Here is a 14,977-nt window from a genome sequence, read left to right as displayed (position 1 = left end):
TAAGCATGTTCGTCTGAATGACTGCCGGAGAGGTGGGATTATGAGTTCAGGAGAATGCAGAGGTTTGTGGAACCCCAGACAAACAAAAACCCTCAACGCGTAAGCGATGAGGGTTTCTGGAATTTAATCTTGACGATGACCTACTCTCACATGGGGAAACCCCACACTACCATCGGCGATACATCGTTTCACTACTGAGTTCGGGATGGGATCAGGTGGTTCCAATGTTCTATGGTCGTCAAGAAATTCGGGTACCGAATCGTGCCGTGCGGCGCGCTTCAGCAAATCGGGTATGTGATAGCTCGGTGCGGTTGTGACGCAAACTTTCGGTTCGTGTCGTCTTCACAGTCACCGCAATCTGGTCGTTCGACTCAAATTGCTTGGGTGTTATATGGTCAAGCCTCACGGGCAATTAGTATTGGTTAGCTCAACGCCTCACAGCGCTTACACACCCAACCTATCAACGTCGTAGTCTTCGACGGCCCTTTAGGGAACTCAAGGTTCCAGTGAGATCTCATCTTGAGGCAAGTTTCCCGCTTAGATGCTTTCAGCGGTTATCTTTTCCGAACATAGCTACCCGGCAATGCCACTGGCGTGACAACCGGAACACCAGAGGTTCGTCCACTCCGGTCCTCTCGTACTAGGAGCAGCCCCTCTCAAATCTCAAACGTCCACGGCAGATAGGGACCGAACTGTCTCACGACGTTCTAAACCCAGCTCGCGTACCACTTTAAATGGCGAACAGCCATACCCTTGGGACCGGCTTCAGCCCCAGGATGTGATGAGCCGACATCGAGGTGCCAAACACCGCCGTCGATATGAACTCTTGGGCGGTATCAGCCTGTTATCCCCGGAGTACCTTTTATCCGTTGAGCGATGGCCCTTCCATACAGAACCACCGGATCACTAAGACCTACTTTCGTACCTGCTCGACGTGTCTGTCTCGCAGTCAAGCGCGCTTTTGCCTTTATACTCTACGACCGATTTCCGACCGGTCTGAGCGCACCTTCGTACTCCTCCGTTACTCTTTAGGAGGAGACCGCCCCAGTCAAACTACCCACCATACACTGTCCTCGATCCGGATAACGGACCTGAGTTAGAACCTCAAAGTTGCCAGGGTGGTATTTCAAGGTTGGCTCCACGCAGACTGGCGTCCACGCTTCAAAGCCTCCCACCTATCCTACACAAGCAAATTCAAAGTCCAGTGCAAAGCTATAGTAAAGGTTCACGGGGTCTTTCCGTCTAGCCGCGGATACACTGCATCTTCACAGCGATTTCAATTTCACTGAGTCTCGGGTGGAGACAGCGCCGCCATCGTTACGCCATTCGTGCAGGTCGGAACTTACCCGACAAGGAATTTCGCTACCTTAGGACCGTTATAGTTACGGCCGCCGTTTACCGGGGCTTCGATCAAGAGCTTCGCTTGCGCTAACCCCATCAATTAACCTTCCGGCACCGGGCAGGCGTCACACCCTATACGTCCACTTTCGTGTTTGCAGAGTGCTGTGTTTTTAATAAACAGTCGCAGCGGCCTGGTATCTTCGACCGGCGTGGGCTTACGCAGTAAATGCTTCACCCTCACCGGCGCACCTTCTCCCGAAGTTACGGTGCCATTTTGCCTAGTTCCTTCACCCGAGTTCTCTCAAGCGCCTTGGTATTCTCTACCCAACCACCTGTGTCGGTTTGGGGTACGGTTCCTGGTTACCTGAAGCTTAGAAGCTTTTCTTGGAAGCATGGCATCAACCACTTCGTGTTCTAAAGAACACTCGTCATCAGCTCTCGGCCTTGAGATCCCGGATTTACCTAAGATCTCAGCCTACCACCTTAAACCTGGACAACCAACGCCAGGCTGGCCTAGCCTTCTCCGTCCCTCCATCGCAATAACCAGAAGTACAGGAATATTAACCTGTTTTCCATCGACTACGCTTTTCAGCCTCGCCTTAGGGACCGACTAACCCTGCGTCGATTAACGTTGCGCAGGAAACCTTGGTCTTTCGGCGTGGGTGTTTTTCACACCCATTGTCGTTACTCATGTCAGCATTCGCACTTCTGATACCTCCAGCAAGCTTCTCAACTCACCTTCACAGGCTTACAGAACGCTCCTCTACCGCATCATCAAAAGATGATACCCGTAGCTTCGGTGCATGGTTTGAGCCCCGTTACATCTTCCGCGCAGGCCGACTCGACTAGTGAGCTATTACGCTTTCTTTAAAGGGTGGCTGCTTCTAAGCCAACCTCCTAGCTGTCTAAGCCTTCCCACATCGTTTCCCACTTAACCATGACTTTGGGACCTTAGCTGACGGTCTGGGTTGTTTCCCTTTTCACGACGGACGTTAGCACCCGCCGTGTGTCTCCCATGCTCGGCACTTGTAGGTATTCGGAGTTTGCATCGGTTTGGTAAGTCGGGATGACCCCCTAGCCGAAACAGTGCTCTACCCCCTACAGTGATACATGAGGCGCTACCTAAATAGCTTTCGAGGAGAACCAGCTATCTCCGAGCTTGATTAGCCTTTCACTCCGATCCACAGGTCATCCGCTAACTTTTCAACGGTAGTCGGTTCGGTCCTCCAGTTAGTGTTACCCAACCTTCAACCTGCCCATGGATAGATCGCCCGGTTTCGGGTCTATTCCCAGCGACTAGACGCCCTATTAAGACTCGCTTTCGCTACGCCTCCCCTATTCGGTTAAGCTCGCCACTGAAAATAAGTCGCTGACCCATTATACAAAAGGTACGCAGTCACCCAACAAAGTGGGCTCCCACTGCTTGTACGCATACGGTTTCAGGATCTATTTCACTCCGCTCTCCGCGGTTCTTTTCGCCTTTCCCTCACGGTACTGGTTCACTATCGGTCAGTCAGTAGTATTTAGCCTTGGAGGATGGTCCCCCCATATTCAGACAAGGTTTCTCGTGCCCCGTCCTACTCGATTTCATTGCAAAGGGATTTTCGCGTACAGGGCTATCACCCACTATGGCCGTCCTTTCCAGAACGTTCCGCTAATCTCAATACAACTTAAGGGCTGGTCCCCGTTCGCTCGCCACTACTAAGGGAATCTCGGTTGATTTCTTTTCCTCAGGGTACTTAGATGTTTCAGTTCCCCTGGTTCGCCTCTTGCACCTATGTATTCAGTACAAGATAACCATCTTATGATGGCTGGGTTCCCCCATTCAGACATCTCCGGATCACAGTCTGTTTGCCGACTCCCCGAAGCTTTTCGCAGGCTACCACGTCTTTCATCGCCTCTGACTGCCAAGGCATCCACCGTATGCGCTTCTTCACTTGACCATATAACCCCAAGCAATCTGGTTATACTGTGAAGACGACATTCGCCGAAAGTTTGCATTTCACAAACTTTACCTTAGCCCGGACACACACCAGTGAAAGAGGTGCCCGGTCTATTTCTTTCTATCACATACCCAAATTTTTAAAGAACGATCTAATCAAAGACTAGAAATCAACATTCATGCATTGATCATCAGGATCAATGGAATGCTCATTTCTAAGCTTTCAAACAGAAGCAGTAAGTGGTGGAGCCAAGCGGGATCGAACCGCTGACCTCCTGCGTGCAAGGCAGGCGCTCTCCCAGCTGAGCTATGGCCCCGTATTTCTACATACCGTGGAGGCGTCTACTCTGACCAGCTATCTCACCAGTAAACTGGTGGGTCTGGGCAGATTCGAACTGCCGACCTCACCCTTATCAGGGGTGCGCTCTAACCAACTGAGCTACAGACCCGAACTCGGGCGCTGCTTCTAATCGTCTTCTTCAATGAATCAAGCAATTCGTGTGGGTGCTTATGGTGCAGCTGAGTCGTCGATTAAGGAGGTGATCCAGCCGCAGGTTCCCCTACGGCTACCTTGTTACGACTTCACCCCAGTCATGAATCACACCGTGGTAACCGTCCCCCCGAAGGTTAGACTAGCTACTTCTGGTGCAACCCACTCCCATGGTGTGACGGGCGGTGTGTACAAGGCCCGGGAACGTATTCACCGCGACATTCTGATTCGCGATTACTAGCGATTCCGACTTCACGCAGTCGAGTTGCAGACTGCGATCCGGACTACGATCGGTTTTGTGAGATTAGCTCCACCTCGCGGCTTGGCAACCCTCTGTACCGACCATTGTAGCACGTGTGTAGCCCAGGCCGTAAGGGCCATGATGACTTGACGTCATCCCCACCTTCCTCCGGTTTGTCACCGGCAGTCTCCTTAGAGTGCCCACCATAACGTGCTGGTAACTAAGGACAAGGGTTGCGCTCGTTACGGGACTTAACCCAACATCTCACGACACGAGCTGACGACAGCCATGCAGCACCTGTCTCAATGCTCCCGAAGGCACCAATCCATCTCTGGAAAGTTCATTGGATGTCAAGGCCTGGTAAGGTTCTTCGCGTTGCTTCGAATTAAACCACATGCTCCACCGCTTGTGCGGGCCCCCGTCAATTCATTTGAGTTTTAACCTTGCGGCCGTACTCCCCAGGCGGTCAACTTAATGCGTTAGCTGCGCCACTAAGAGCTCAAGGCTCCCAACGGCTAGTTGACATCGTTTACGGCGTGGACTACCAGGGTATCTAATCCTGTTTGCTCCCCACGCTTTCGCACCTCAGTGTCAGTATCAGTCCAGGTGGTCGCCTTCGCCACTGGTGTTCCTTCCTATATCTACGCATTTCACCGCTACACAGGAAATTCCACCACCCTCTACCATACTCTAGCTTGCCAGTTTTGGATGCAGTTCCCAGGTTGAGCCCGGGGATTTCACATTCAACTTAACAAACCACCTACGCGCGCTTTACGCCCAGTAATTCCGATTAACGCTTGCACCCTCTGTATTACCGCGGCTGCTGGCACAGAGTTAGCCGGTGCTTATTCTGTCGGTAACGTCAAAACAGTCACGTATTAGGTAACTGCCCTTCCTCCCAACTTAAAGTGCTTTACAATCCGAAGACCTTCTTCACACACGCGGCATGGCTGGATCAGGCTTTCGCCCATTGTCCAATATTCCCCACTGCTGCCTCCCGTAGGAGTCTGGACCGTGTCTCAGTTCCAGTGTGACTGATCATCCTCTCAGACCAGTTACGGATCGTCGCCTTGGTGAGCCATTACCTCACCAACTAGCTAATCCGACCTAGGCTCATCTGATAGCGCAAGGCCCGAAGGTCCCCTGCTTTCTCCCGTAGGACGTATGCGGTATTAGCGTCCGTTTCCGAGCGTTATCCCCCACTACCAGGCAGATTCCTAGGCATTACTCACCCGTCCGCCGCTCGCCACCAGGTACAAGTACCCGTGCTGCCGCTCGACTTGCATGTGTTAGGCCTGCCGCCAGCGTTCAATCTGAGCCATGATCAAACTCTTCAGTTCAAACATCTAACTGGGTTTTGAGAAAACCCTAAACTTGGCTCAGCAATCGTTGGTTACATCTTTGATTTCTCGCGGAGTAACTTGGGTTGCTGATAATCTGTTGACTTCAGTCTGACACCACAAGCACCCACACGAATTGCTTGATTTAGTTGTTAAAGAGCGGGTGGTTAAGATCTTTCGTCTCAACCGAGGCGCGCATTCTACAGCGTCTCTTGTATCTGTCAAGCGGTTATTTTAAGAAGTTTTCAAAGTTTCCTTTGCAACTTCAACCACTTGCGCTTCGATCAACTCTGCAGTTGCTCATCAGCGGGAAGCGAATTCTACAGCGTTACAACCGCGTGTCAAACTCTTTTTTCTCACCGCTGTCGATCACTGCTGACTCGACCTCCTTCCTCGCTGGCTCTTCACTCCAAACCCTTGTAAACTATTGATCTACAAGGCTTTTTCGTTTCCGTCTGCGCCGGAAGTGGGGCGAATTATAGACAGATCACAGAGGGCGTCAACCGTTAATTTCAAAAATCTGCAATTCGACTGCTGAGCCCCAACAAATGCGGGAGATCCTCTTTATAGACGATCTCCCGCCACGGGAATTTACAAGCTGGGAAATGCGAATTGCGACGCTTCATGGCTCGCACGTTGCGGCCAGCGCTGGGTAATCGCCTTGCGACGTGTATAGAAGCGCACACCATCGGGACCGTACGCATGCAAGTCGCCGAACAGGGAACGCTTCCAGCCGCCAAAGCTGTGATAGGCAACCGGTACCGGCAGCGGAACGTTGACCCCGACCATTCCCACTTCAATCTCGTCGCAGAACAACCGCGCAGCTTCGCCATCACGGGTAAAGATGCAGGTGCCGTTGCCGTATTCGTGGTCGTTGATCAGTTGCATGGCTTGCTCAAGGCTATCCACACGCACGATGCACAGCACCGGCCCGAAGATCTCTTCTTTATAGATGCGCATTTGCGGCGTGACACGATCAAACAGACAGCCGCCCATGAAGAAGCCCTGTTCATGCCCGGCAACCTGGAGATTGCGACCGTCCACCACCAGGGTAGCGCCCGACTGCACACCATCCTCTATATAGCCGCCGACCTTGTCGCGATGCTGACCGGTAACCAGTGGCCCCATATCCAGGCCGCAAGTCGTACCTGCGCCGATTTTCAGGCTCTGAATTTGCGGAACCAGTTTGGCCACCAACGCATCGGCGATCTGATCCCCGACGCACACCGCAACCGAAATAGCCATGCAACGCTCGCCGCAGGATCCGTAGGCAGCGCCCATCAAGGCACTCACTGCGTTGTCCAGGTCGGCATCCGGCATCAGTACCGCATGATTCTTCGCACCACCAAGAGCCTGAACCCGCTTGCCACGCGCTGCGCCCTCTTTATAGATGTACTCGGCAATCGGTGTGGAACCGACAAAGCTCAGCGCCTTGACCTCCGGCGCTTCGATCAGCGCATCGACGGCAATCTTGTCACCGTGAACCACATTGAGCACCCCCTTCGGCAGCCCCGCTTCATGCAGCAGCTCGGCAATCAACAATGTGGAGCTGGGATCGCGCTCCGAAGGTTTGAGGATGAAGCAGTTGCCACACGCAATGGCCAGCGGGTACATCCACAGCGGCACCATGGCCGGGAAGTTGAACGGAGTGATGCCGGCAACGATACCCAGCGGCTGAAAGTCAGACCACGCATCGATGTTCGGCCCGACGTTGCGGCTGTATTCACCCTTGAGCACTTCAGGCGCAGCGCAGGCGTACTCCACGTTTTCAATACCGCGCTTCAGCTCGCCCGCCGCATCTTCCAGGGTCTTGCCGTGCTCTTCACTGATCAACTGAGCAATGCGCGCTTCGTTCTGCTCCAGCAATTGCTTGAAGCGGAACATCACCTGAGCGCGCTTGGCTGGCGGTGTATTACGCCAGGCCGGAAACGCAGCCTTGGCCGAATCGATCGCCTTCTGGACCGTGTCCCGAGTGGCAAGCGCTACCGTGTGGATAACCTGGCCGGTCGACGGGTTGAACACATCTGCGGTGCGGCCATCTTCAGAAATGAACTCGCCGTGGATCAGGTGTTGAATGCTGCTCATGGAAAACTCCGGATAATTGCATCGGGCGCGAATGACTTCGCGGCCCATGCGACAAAAGCACCTGTGTAAAAGTACCTATATAAGAAGAGAGCCTGTCAGCGTGATCAGTCGATCAGGTTCAGCGTTTCGCCAACGGCATCGAACAACCGGTCCAGGTCCTGCGCCTGACTGTTGAAAGTCGGGCCAAACTGCAAGGTGTCACCGCCAAAACGCACATAGAACCCGGCTTTCCACAGTTTCATGCCTGCCTCGAAAGGCCGCACGATGGCATCGCCGTCACGAGGTGCGATCTGGATGGCGCCTGCCAGGCCGTAGTTGCGGATATCCACCACGTTTTTCGCGCCCTTGATACCGTGCAGCACGCTTTCAAAATGCGGAGCGATTTCTGCTGCCTGCTGTACCAGGTTTTCACGTTGCAACAACTCCAGCGCCGCGAGCCCGGCCGCGCAAGCCACCGGATGTGCCGAATAGGTGTAGCCGTGGGGGAATTCGACGGCGTATTCCGGCGTTGGCTGATTCATGAAGGTCTGATAGATCTCGCTGCTGGCGATCACTGCACCCATGGGGATCGCGCCATTGGTGATCTGCTTGGCGATACACATCAGATCAGGCGTGACACCGAAACTGTCCGCGCCGAACATCGAGCCTGTACGGCCGAAGCCGGTAATGACTTCGTCGAATATCAGCAGGATATTGTGCTGATCACAAATCTCGCGCAGACGCTTGAGATAGCCTTGCGGCGGAACGATCACGCCGGCAGAGCCCGCCATGGGTTCGACGATTACCGCCGCGATGTTCGACGCATCGTGCAGTTCGATCAGCTTGAGCATCTCGTCGGCCAGCGCAATACCGCCTGCTTCGGGCATCCCCTTCGAATAGGCGTTGCTGGCCAGCAGCGTGTGCGGCAGATGGTCGACATCCATCAACTGGCCGAACATCTTGCGGTTGCCATTCACCCCGCCCAGGCTGGTGCCTGCCACGTTCACGCCGTGATAGCCACGCGCGCGCCCGATCATCTTGGTCTTGGTTGCCTGCCCTTTCAGCCGCCAGTAGGCGCGCACCATCTTCACTGCCGTGTCCGCGCATTCGGAACCGGAGTTGGTATAAAAGACGTGATTGAGATTGCCCGGCGTCAGTTCGGTAATCTTTTCCGCCAACTGGAACGACAGCGGATGCCCGAACTGAAAGCCCGGCGAGTAATCCAGAATGCCCAGTTGCCGGGAAACGGCTTCCTGAATTTCCTTGCGAGTATGCCCGGCCCCGCATGTCCATAGCCCGGAAAGCCCATCGTAGATCTTGCGGCCCTTGTCGTCTGTCAGATAGCTGCCATGCGCAGCCACGACCATGCGCGGATCACGCTGGAAATTTCGATTTGCGGTGTAAGGCATCCAGTGGGCATCAAGCTTCAACTGACTGGTTACAGACACATCAGACGCTTCGAACATATTCATGGGGGCAAGCCTCGCAGGCGCTAAACGAACGGTCATTGCAGCCAAGGTGTCACGCGGCTAAAGTTCATAAAACCCGATTTTCATGATCTTTGGTTTGGTAGAGACTAAACAATGAGTGTCCGTCGCCCCGATCCGCTGTCGCAGGTGAGCGATTTTGATATCCGCCTGCTGCGTATTTTCAAAAGTGTCGTTGAGGCAGGCGGTTTTTCTGCGGCTGAAAGCGTGCTCGGCATTGGCCGGTCGGCGATCAGCCAGCAAATGAGCGATCTGGAACAGCGTCTCGGCTTGCGGCTTTGCCAGCGAGGGCGGGCCGGTTTTTCGCTGACTGACGAAGGGCGTGAGGTTTATCAATCGTCATTGCAACTGCTCAGCGCGCTGGAAAGTTTCAGGACAGAGGTCAACGGCCTGCATCAGAACCTGCGCGGCGAGCTGAACATCGGCCTGACCGACAACCTGGTCACCCTCCCCCACATGCGCATCACCCACGCGCTGGCCCGCCTGAAAGAACGTGGCCCGGGCGTGTACATCAATATCCGCATGATTGCCCCCGCCGAAGTCGAGCGAGGCGTACTGGACGGCGGCCTGCATGTCGGTGTCGTGCCACAGGCCAGCGCCCTGCCCGGCCTTGAATATCACCCGTTGTACAGTGAGCGTTCGCTGCTTTATTGCGCGGTGGGCCACCCGCTCTTCTACGCAGACAACTCAACGCTGGATGATGAACGCCTCGCCCAGCAGGAAGCCATTGCCCCGACCTTTCGCCTGCCGAACGATATTCAGGAGCATTATCAGGCACTGACCTGCACCGCCAGCGCTTCAGACCGCGAGGGCATCGCGTTCCTGATTCTGACTGGACGCTACATTGGCTATCTGCCAGATCATTACGCCAACGCCTGGGTGCAGGAAGGTCGACTGCGCGCGCTGAAACCGGATTCGAAGTTCTACGACCTCAACCTGGTGACCGTCACCCGAAAAGGCCGACGCCCTCATTTGGTGCTGGAGAGCTTTCTGGAAACGCTTGCCGCTACCCGATGACACATTCCTGCCAGAGGCCCTTCCAGTCAGCCAGCGCCGCACAGCGCCTCGAAAACGCTATCAGGCTGATATTTATTGAAATAGTTGGACTCAAATAAAAATAACCTGAGCAACTGGACAGTTTTTTGCAGTAATCCTCGACAACGACACGCCAGTACATGGCAGTTCCCCGTCCGAGACCTTGCCATGCAGCCTGAAACACTCGACAACGATGACCTGATTTACGGCCTGAATGATCGCCCAAGACCTTTAACGGCCATATTGGCAGCGTTCCAGCATGTCCTCGCCAGCTTCGTCGGGATCATCACCCCGCCGTTGATCATCGGATCGACGCTCGGCCTGACCCAATACCTGCCGTATCTGATCAGCATGGCCCTGATGGTGTCGGGCACAGGTACTTTCATTCAGGCGCGCCGCCCATTTGGTATCGGCGCAGGCATGATCTGCCTGCAAGGAACCAGCTTCGCCTTCCTGGGCGCGGTGTTGTCCGCGGGTTTTCTGGTCAAGCAGCGCGGCGGCAGCCCGGAGGACATCATGGCGATGATCTTCGGCGTGTGCTTTTTCGGCGCGCTGGTGCAGATCGTGCTCAGTCGCTGTATTGGCCAGTTGCGACGTGTTATCACGCCGCTGGTGACCGGCATTGTCATCACGCTGATTGGCATAAGCCTGATCAAGGTAGGTGTGACAGACCTGGGCGGCGGCTTCAACGCACCTGACTTTGGCGCGCCGTTGAACCTGGCGCTGGGTGCCTTCGTTCTGGCAGTGATCATCGTACTTAATCGTTCGAATACGCCCTGGGTGCGCTTGTCGGCGATCATCATCGGCCTGGCGGTCGGCAGTCTCGCCGCCTGGTTCAGCGGCAAGCTGATTCCACAGCCGATCCACGACCTGCCCTTGATCAGCGTGCCGGTGCCGTTCCGTTTTGGTTTCAGCTTTGACTGGACCGCTTTCCTGCCGGTCGCGCTGATTTATCTGATCAGCAGTATCGAAACGGTCGGCGACCTGACGGCCAACTGCATGCTCGCGCGCCAGCCCATCAGCGGCCCGAGTTACCTGGCGCGCCTCAAGGGCGGTGTACTGGGTGATGGCGTGAGCTGCATGATCGCCGCAACGTTCAGTGCATTCCCCAACACCACCTTTGCGCAGAACAACGGTGTGATTCAGTTGACCGGCGTTGCCAGTCGCTATGTCGGGCTGTACATCGGCGCGGTGCTGTTCGTGCTCGGGCTATTTCCGCACATTGGTGCCATCGTCCAGCAGATCCCCAAGCCGGTGCTCGGCGGCGCAACGCTGGTGATGTTCGGCAGCGTCGCGGCAGCCGGTGTGCGCATTCTGGCCCAGTCTCCGCTGGACCGACGCAGCATGCTGATCATCGCCACGTCACTGGGTGTCGGCCTGGGTATCGCAGCGCAGCCTGCGCTGCTGCATCAGATGCCCAAACTGGTACAGAACCTGTTCGATTCGGCCATCACCAGCGGCGGCATCACGGCCATTGTCATGTGCCTGCTGATTCCGGAAGGAAAAGTCGCCGCTCCCCAAAGTGATGCTACAACGGAACCCAAACCCCTTGAACAACCACGATAGGTTTCCATAGCCGCACTTGCGCCGGTGCTTGCGAGATAGTCGCCGGTGCGTTATCTGTTCATTAGTTGTGCCCTACGACCTGTCCGGAATTGCCCATGACCCTTGAAGTCCCCGCACACAGCGCTCACGTCACCAAGCCCGCAAGCCGTATTCGTCAAAAGAACGAAGAAGCGATCATCCAGGCAGCCGAAGATGAATTTGCCCGCCACGGCTTCAAGGGCACCAGCATGAACACCATTGCGCTGAAAGCCGGGCTGCCCAAAGCCAACCTGCATTACTACTTCACCAACAAGCTGGGCCTGTATGTCGCGGTACTGAGCAACATCATTGATTTGTGGGACAGCACGTTCAACCACCTGAGCGTCGACGATGATCCAGCAGAGGCACTGGCCCGCTACATTCGCGCCAAGATGGAGTTTTCGCGCCGCCAGCCACAGGCTTCGCGGATTTTCGCCATGGAGATCATCAGCGGTGGCGAATGCATGAGCGAGTATTTCAGCCAGGACTACCGCCTGTGGTTCCAGGGCCGGGCAGCGGTTTTTCAAGCCTGGATCGATGCCGGCAAGATGGACCCGGTCGACCCGGTACACCTGATTTTCCTGCTGTGGGGCAGCACCCAGCACTACGCCGATTTCGCCTCGCAGATCTGCCGCGTCACCGGTCGCTCCCGCCTGACCCGCCAGGACATGGATCAGGCCAGCAACAATCTGATCCGGATCATCCTCAAAGGTTGTGGGCTCACCCCGCCAGCCTTGTAGAATCGGCGCCTTGACGTCAGCTGGACACACGCATGCCTTTTACCCTGGTCGGCCCTTGCGAGTTTCGTGAAGAAATCCGCAAGAGCCGCTTCATCACCCTCGCCGCCCCCATCGCCAGCCCGGCCGACGCCCAGGCGTTCATCGAGCAGCACAGTGACCTCAACGCCACTCACAATTGCTGGGCCTGGAAGCTGGGTGGGCAGTATCGCAGCAACGATGACGGGGAGCCTGGCGGCACTGCGGGCAGGCCGATCCTGGCAGCCATCGAGGCGCAGGAGTTCGATCAAATCGTGGTGCTGGTGATCCGCTGGTACGGCGGCATCCAACTGGGCACTGGCGGCCTGGCTCGCGCCTATGGCGGTGGTGCCAACAAGTGCTTGCAGCAAGCCGAGCGTCTGCCGCTGATTCAGCGTTCGTCATTCCATCTCGAATGCAGCTTCAGTGAACTGGCGCTGGTCAAGTTGCGTCTCGCGGAAGTCAACGGCCTGCTGGAGAGTGAAAACTTCACTGCCACTGGCGTGCAGATGGCAATCGCGATAGGCCCCGAGCATGCCGACACGCTGCAACGGCAACTGGCCGATCTGAGCCGCGGCAGAATCGTTTTGCACAAGACCACAACGGAGTAGGCAACGCGACAGCAATTGCCCACATCTACTGTGCATCCGGCTGTGGATAAGCTGAGCACACTCCACTGCGGGCCTTGTCGGGCTTGCGTTTCAGACGAATGATCGTTTTTTGAGCAATCGCCTGTCGTGGATCCATAAACGATGCAAAAACAGTCTGTTAGCGCTCCTTAGCACCTTTGGACGCTAACCACCGGCGTATTATTCTCTCCTGGCCCGCTTGCACACAGTATCTGTGGAAGAACCTGTGGATAACAGGTGCAAGGGTCGCGCATCCACATAACGCTCCTCGCTTGACGCCTGCTGTACATTTTTTACTCAAATCAAAGAGCCACATTTGCCCCTTGCTCCGTCAGCGCGCCCCGAACTGGTGCCGAAATGATCGCGTCAGGTTGTCACTGCACGGTCATGAATAGCGAAAACGCCTTACTCAGCCTTGATTGAACGCATAGGGCCGGAATCCTGACTCCTTGGCCAGGATTTTGCTTTATCCACACGCGACTCACTTCTGCCTTCGAGCCTTTCATGTCAAACCACGCGATACCTGCGCGTCTACAACTGCGCCACATCACTAAACGGTATCCCGGCTGCCTGGCCAACGACGCTGTCGACCTGACGATTCAGCCCGGCGAAATTCATGCCCTGCTGGGAGAGAACGGCGCCGGTAAAAGCACGCTGATGAAGATCATCTATGGCGTGACGCAACCCGACGCAGGGTCGATCATCTGGCAAGGCCAGGCGCAGACCATGCGCAATCCGGCACAGGCCAGAAGCCTGGGGATCGGCATGGTGTTCCAGCATTTCTCGCTGTTCGAAACCCTCAGCGTCGCGCAAAACATCGCATTGGCGATGGGCGCGGCGGCGGGCACGCCGAAACAACTGGAACCACGCATTCGCGAAGTTTCGCAACGCTACGGCATGGCAGTGGAGCCCCAGCGCCTGGTCCACAGCCTGTCGATTGGCGAGCGGCAGAAAGTCGAAATCATTCGCTGCCTGATGCAGGACATTCGTCTGTTGATCCTCGACGAGCCCACCTCTGTGCTCACACCCCAGGAAGCCGAAGAGCTGTTCGTGACCCTCAGGCATCTGGCCGCAGAAGGCTGCAGCATTCTGTTTATCAGTCACAAGCTGGGCGAGGTTCGTGCCTTGTGTCACAGCGCAACCGTCCTGCGCAACGGTAAGGTATCCGGGCACTGTATCCCGGCTGAATGCTCCGATCTGGAGCTGGCGCGCTTGATGGTCGGTGATGCCGAAGGCTTGACCGCGCACTACGACAAAGTCAGCGGCAGCGAAGCCTTTCTGCGCGTCGACAAGCTGTCCTGGCACAACCCGGACCCGTTCGGTTGCTCACTGAAAGACCTGAGCCTGGAAGTACGCAGCGGCGAAATCGTCGGCATTGCGGGCGTTGCCGGCAATGGTCAGGATGAATTGCTGGCGCTGCTGAGTGGCGAACAGACACTGCCTCATGCCCAGGCGACGACCCTGCGCTTCCAAGACACCCCGGTCGGCGACCTGCGCCCCGACGCCCGCCGCAAGCGTGGGCTGGCGTTCGTTCCGGCAGAGCGTCTGGGGCATGGCGCAGTGCCGGAACTGAGCCTGGCCGACAACGCTCTGCTAACCGCTTTCCAGCAAGGACTGGTGAGCAACGGCTTGATCCAGCGCGGCAAGGTTCGCGCACTGGCCGACGAAATCATCCGTCGCTTTGCGGTCAAGACGCCGGACGCACAGGCCGCGGCGCGCAGCCTCTCGGGCGGCAACCTGCAGAAATTCATTCTCGGTCGGGAAATCCTGCAAAACCCCAAACTGCTGATTGCTGCGCACCCGACCTGGGGCGTGGATGTCGGTGCTGCCGCAGCGATTCACCGGGCATTGATTACCTTGCGTGACGCGGGGGCGGCCATTCTGGTGATTTCCGAAGACCTGGACGAGTTGTTCCAGATCAGCGACCGACTCGCCGCCCTGAGCGGCGGCCAGCTTTCCGACCTGATCCCCACTGAACAGACCAGCACCGTGCAAATCGGCGGCTGGATGGCGGGACAGTTCGATCATTCTCACACCCAGGCCCATACGGCGGGTTAACGGAGCAAAAC

At 56.1% G+C, this 14,977-nt stretch carries 7 protein-coding genes, 2 tRNA genes and 3 rRNA genes; 5 read left to right on the top strand and 7 right to left on the bottom strand.

The window, feature by feature from the left end; all coding sequences use genetic code 11:
• Positions 1–127 precede the first annotated feature (127 nt).
• From rrf to KP808_RS03370, 7 genes are all read right to left on the bottom strand, one after another.
• A 5S ribosomal RNA gene (gene rrf, locus KP808_RS03400) occupies positions 128–243 on the bottom strand.
• A gap of 148 nt (positions 244–391) precedes the next feature.
• Positions 392–3,284, bottom strand: a 23S ribosomal RNA gene (locus KP808_RS03395).
• Between the two features lie 240 nt (positions 3,285–3,524).
• Positions 3,525–3,600: transfer RNA gene (locus KP808_RS03390), tRNA-Ala, on the bottom strand.
• A 55-nt stretch (positions 3,601–3,655) separates the two neighbouring features.
• Positions 3,656–3,732 (bottom strand) — tRNA-Ile (locus KP808_RS03385).
• An 83-nt stretch (positions 3,733–3,815) separates the two neighbouring features.
• Positions 3,816–5,354, bottom strand: a 16S ribosomal RNA gene (locus KP808_RS03380).
• Together the 16S, 23S and 5S rRNA genes with 2 tRNA genes alongside form the textbook arrangement of a ribosomal RNA operon.
• A gap of 591 nt (positions 5,355–5,945) precedes the next feature.
• The gene (locus KP808_RS03375; protein ID WP_230017436.1) at positions 5,946–7,439 is read right to left on the bottom strand and encodes a CoA-acylating methylmalonate-semialdehyde dehydrogenase; all 1,494 of its coding nucleotides are present in this window, start codon (positions 7,437–7,439) and stop codon (positions 5,946–5,948) included.
• A gap of 104 nt (positions 7,440–7,543) precedes the next feature.
• Complete coding sequence (locus KP808_RS03370) at positions 7,544–8,890, bottom strand: aspartate aminotransferase family protein (protein WP_057402433.1); 1,347 nt, start codon at positions 8,888–8,890, stop codon at positions 7,544–7,546.
• A gap of 111 nt (positions 8,891–9,001) precedes the next feature.
• On the opposite strand from KP808_RS03370, the gene KP808_RS03365 reads away from it, so the two are divergent.
• From KP808_RS03365 to KP808_RS03345, 5 genes are all read left to right on the top strand, one after another.
• A complete protein-coding gene (locus KP808_RS03365; protein ID WP_122258563.1) occupies positions 9,002–9,922 on the top strand; it encodes a LysR family transcriptional regulator in 921 nt (306 codons plus the stop codon).
• 186 nt (positions 9,923–10,108) lie between these two features.
• Complete coding sequence (locus KP808_RS03360; protein WP_122258564.1) at positions 10,109–11,506, top strand: uracil-xanthine permease family protein; 1,398 nt, start codon at positions 10,109–10,111, stop codon at positions 11,504–11,506.
• A gap of 95 nt (positions 11,507–11,601) precedes the next feature.
• A complete protein-coding gene (locus KP808_RS03355) occupies positions 11,602–12,264 on the top strand; it encodes a TetR/AcrR family transcriptional regulator (RefSeq protein WP_058400845.1) in 663 nt (220 codons plus the stop codon).
• Between the two features lie 32 nt (positions 12,265–12,296).
• Entirely contained in the window at positions 12,297–12,890 is a 594-nt protein-coding gene (locus KP808_RS03350) for an IMPACT family protein (protein WP_230017435.1), read from the top strand.
• Between the two features lie 522 nt (positions 12,891–13,412).
• Positions 13,413–14,966 carry an ABC transporter ATP-binding protein gene (locus tag KP808_RS03345; protein WP_230017434.1) on the top strand — a complete coding sequence of 518 codons (1,554 nt, stop codon included), beginning with the start codon at positions 13,413–13,415 and terminating at the stop codon, positions 14,964–14,966.
• Positions 14,967–14,977 lie beyond the last annotated feature (11 nt).

The organism is Pseudomonas savastanoi (genome assembly GCF_020917325.1).
Classification (GTDB): Bacteria; Pseudomonadota; Gammaproteobacteria; order Pseudomonadales; family Pseudomonadaceae; genus Aquipseudomonas; species Aquipseudomonas amygdali.
Note: the sequence above shows the minus strand (reverse complement) of the source record. Positions and strands in the feature narration are given on the sequence as shown.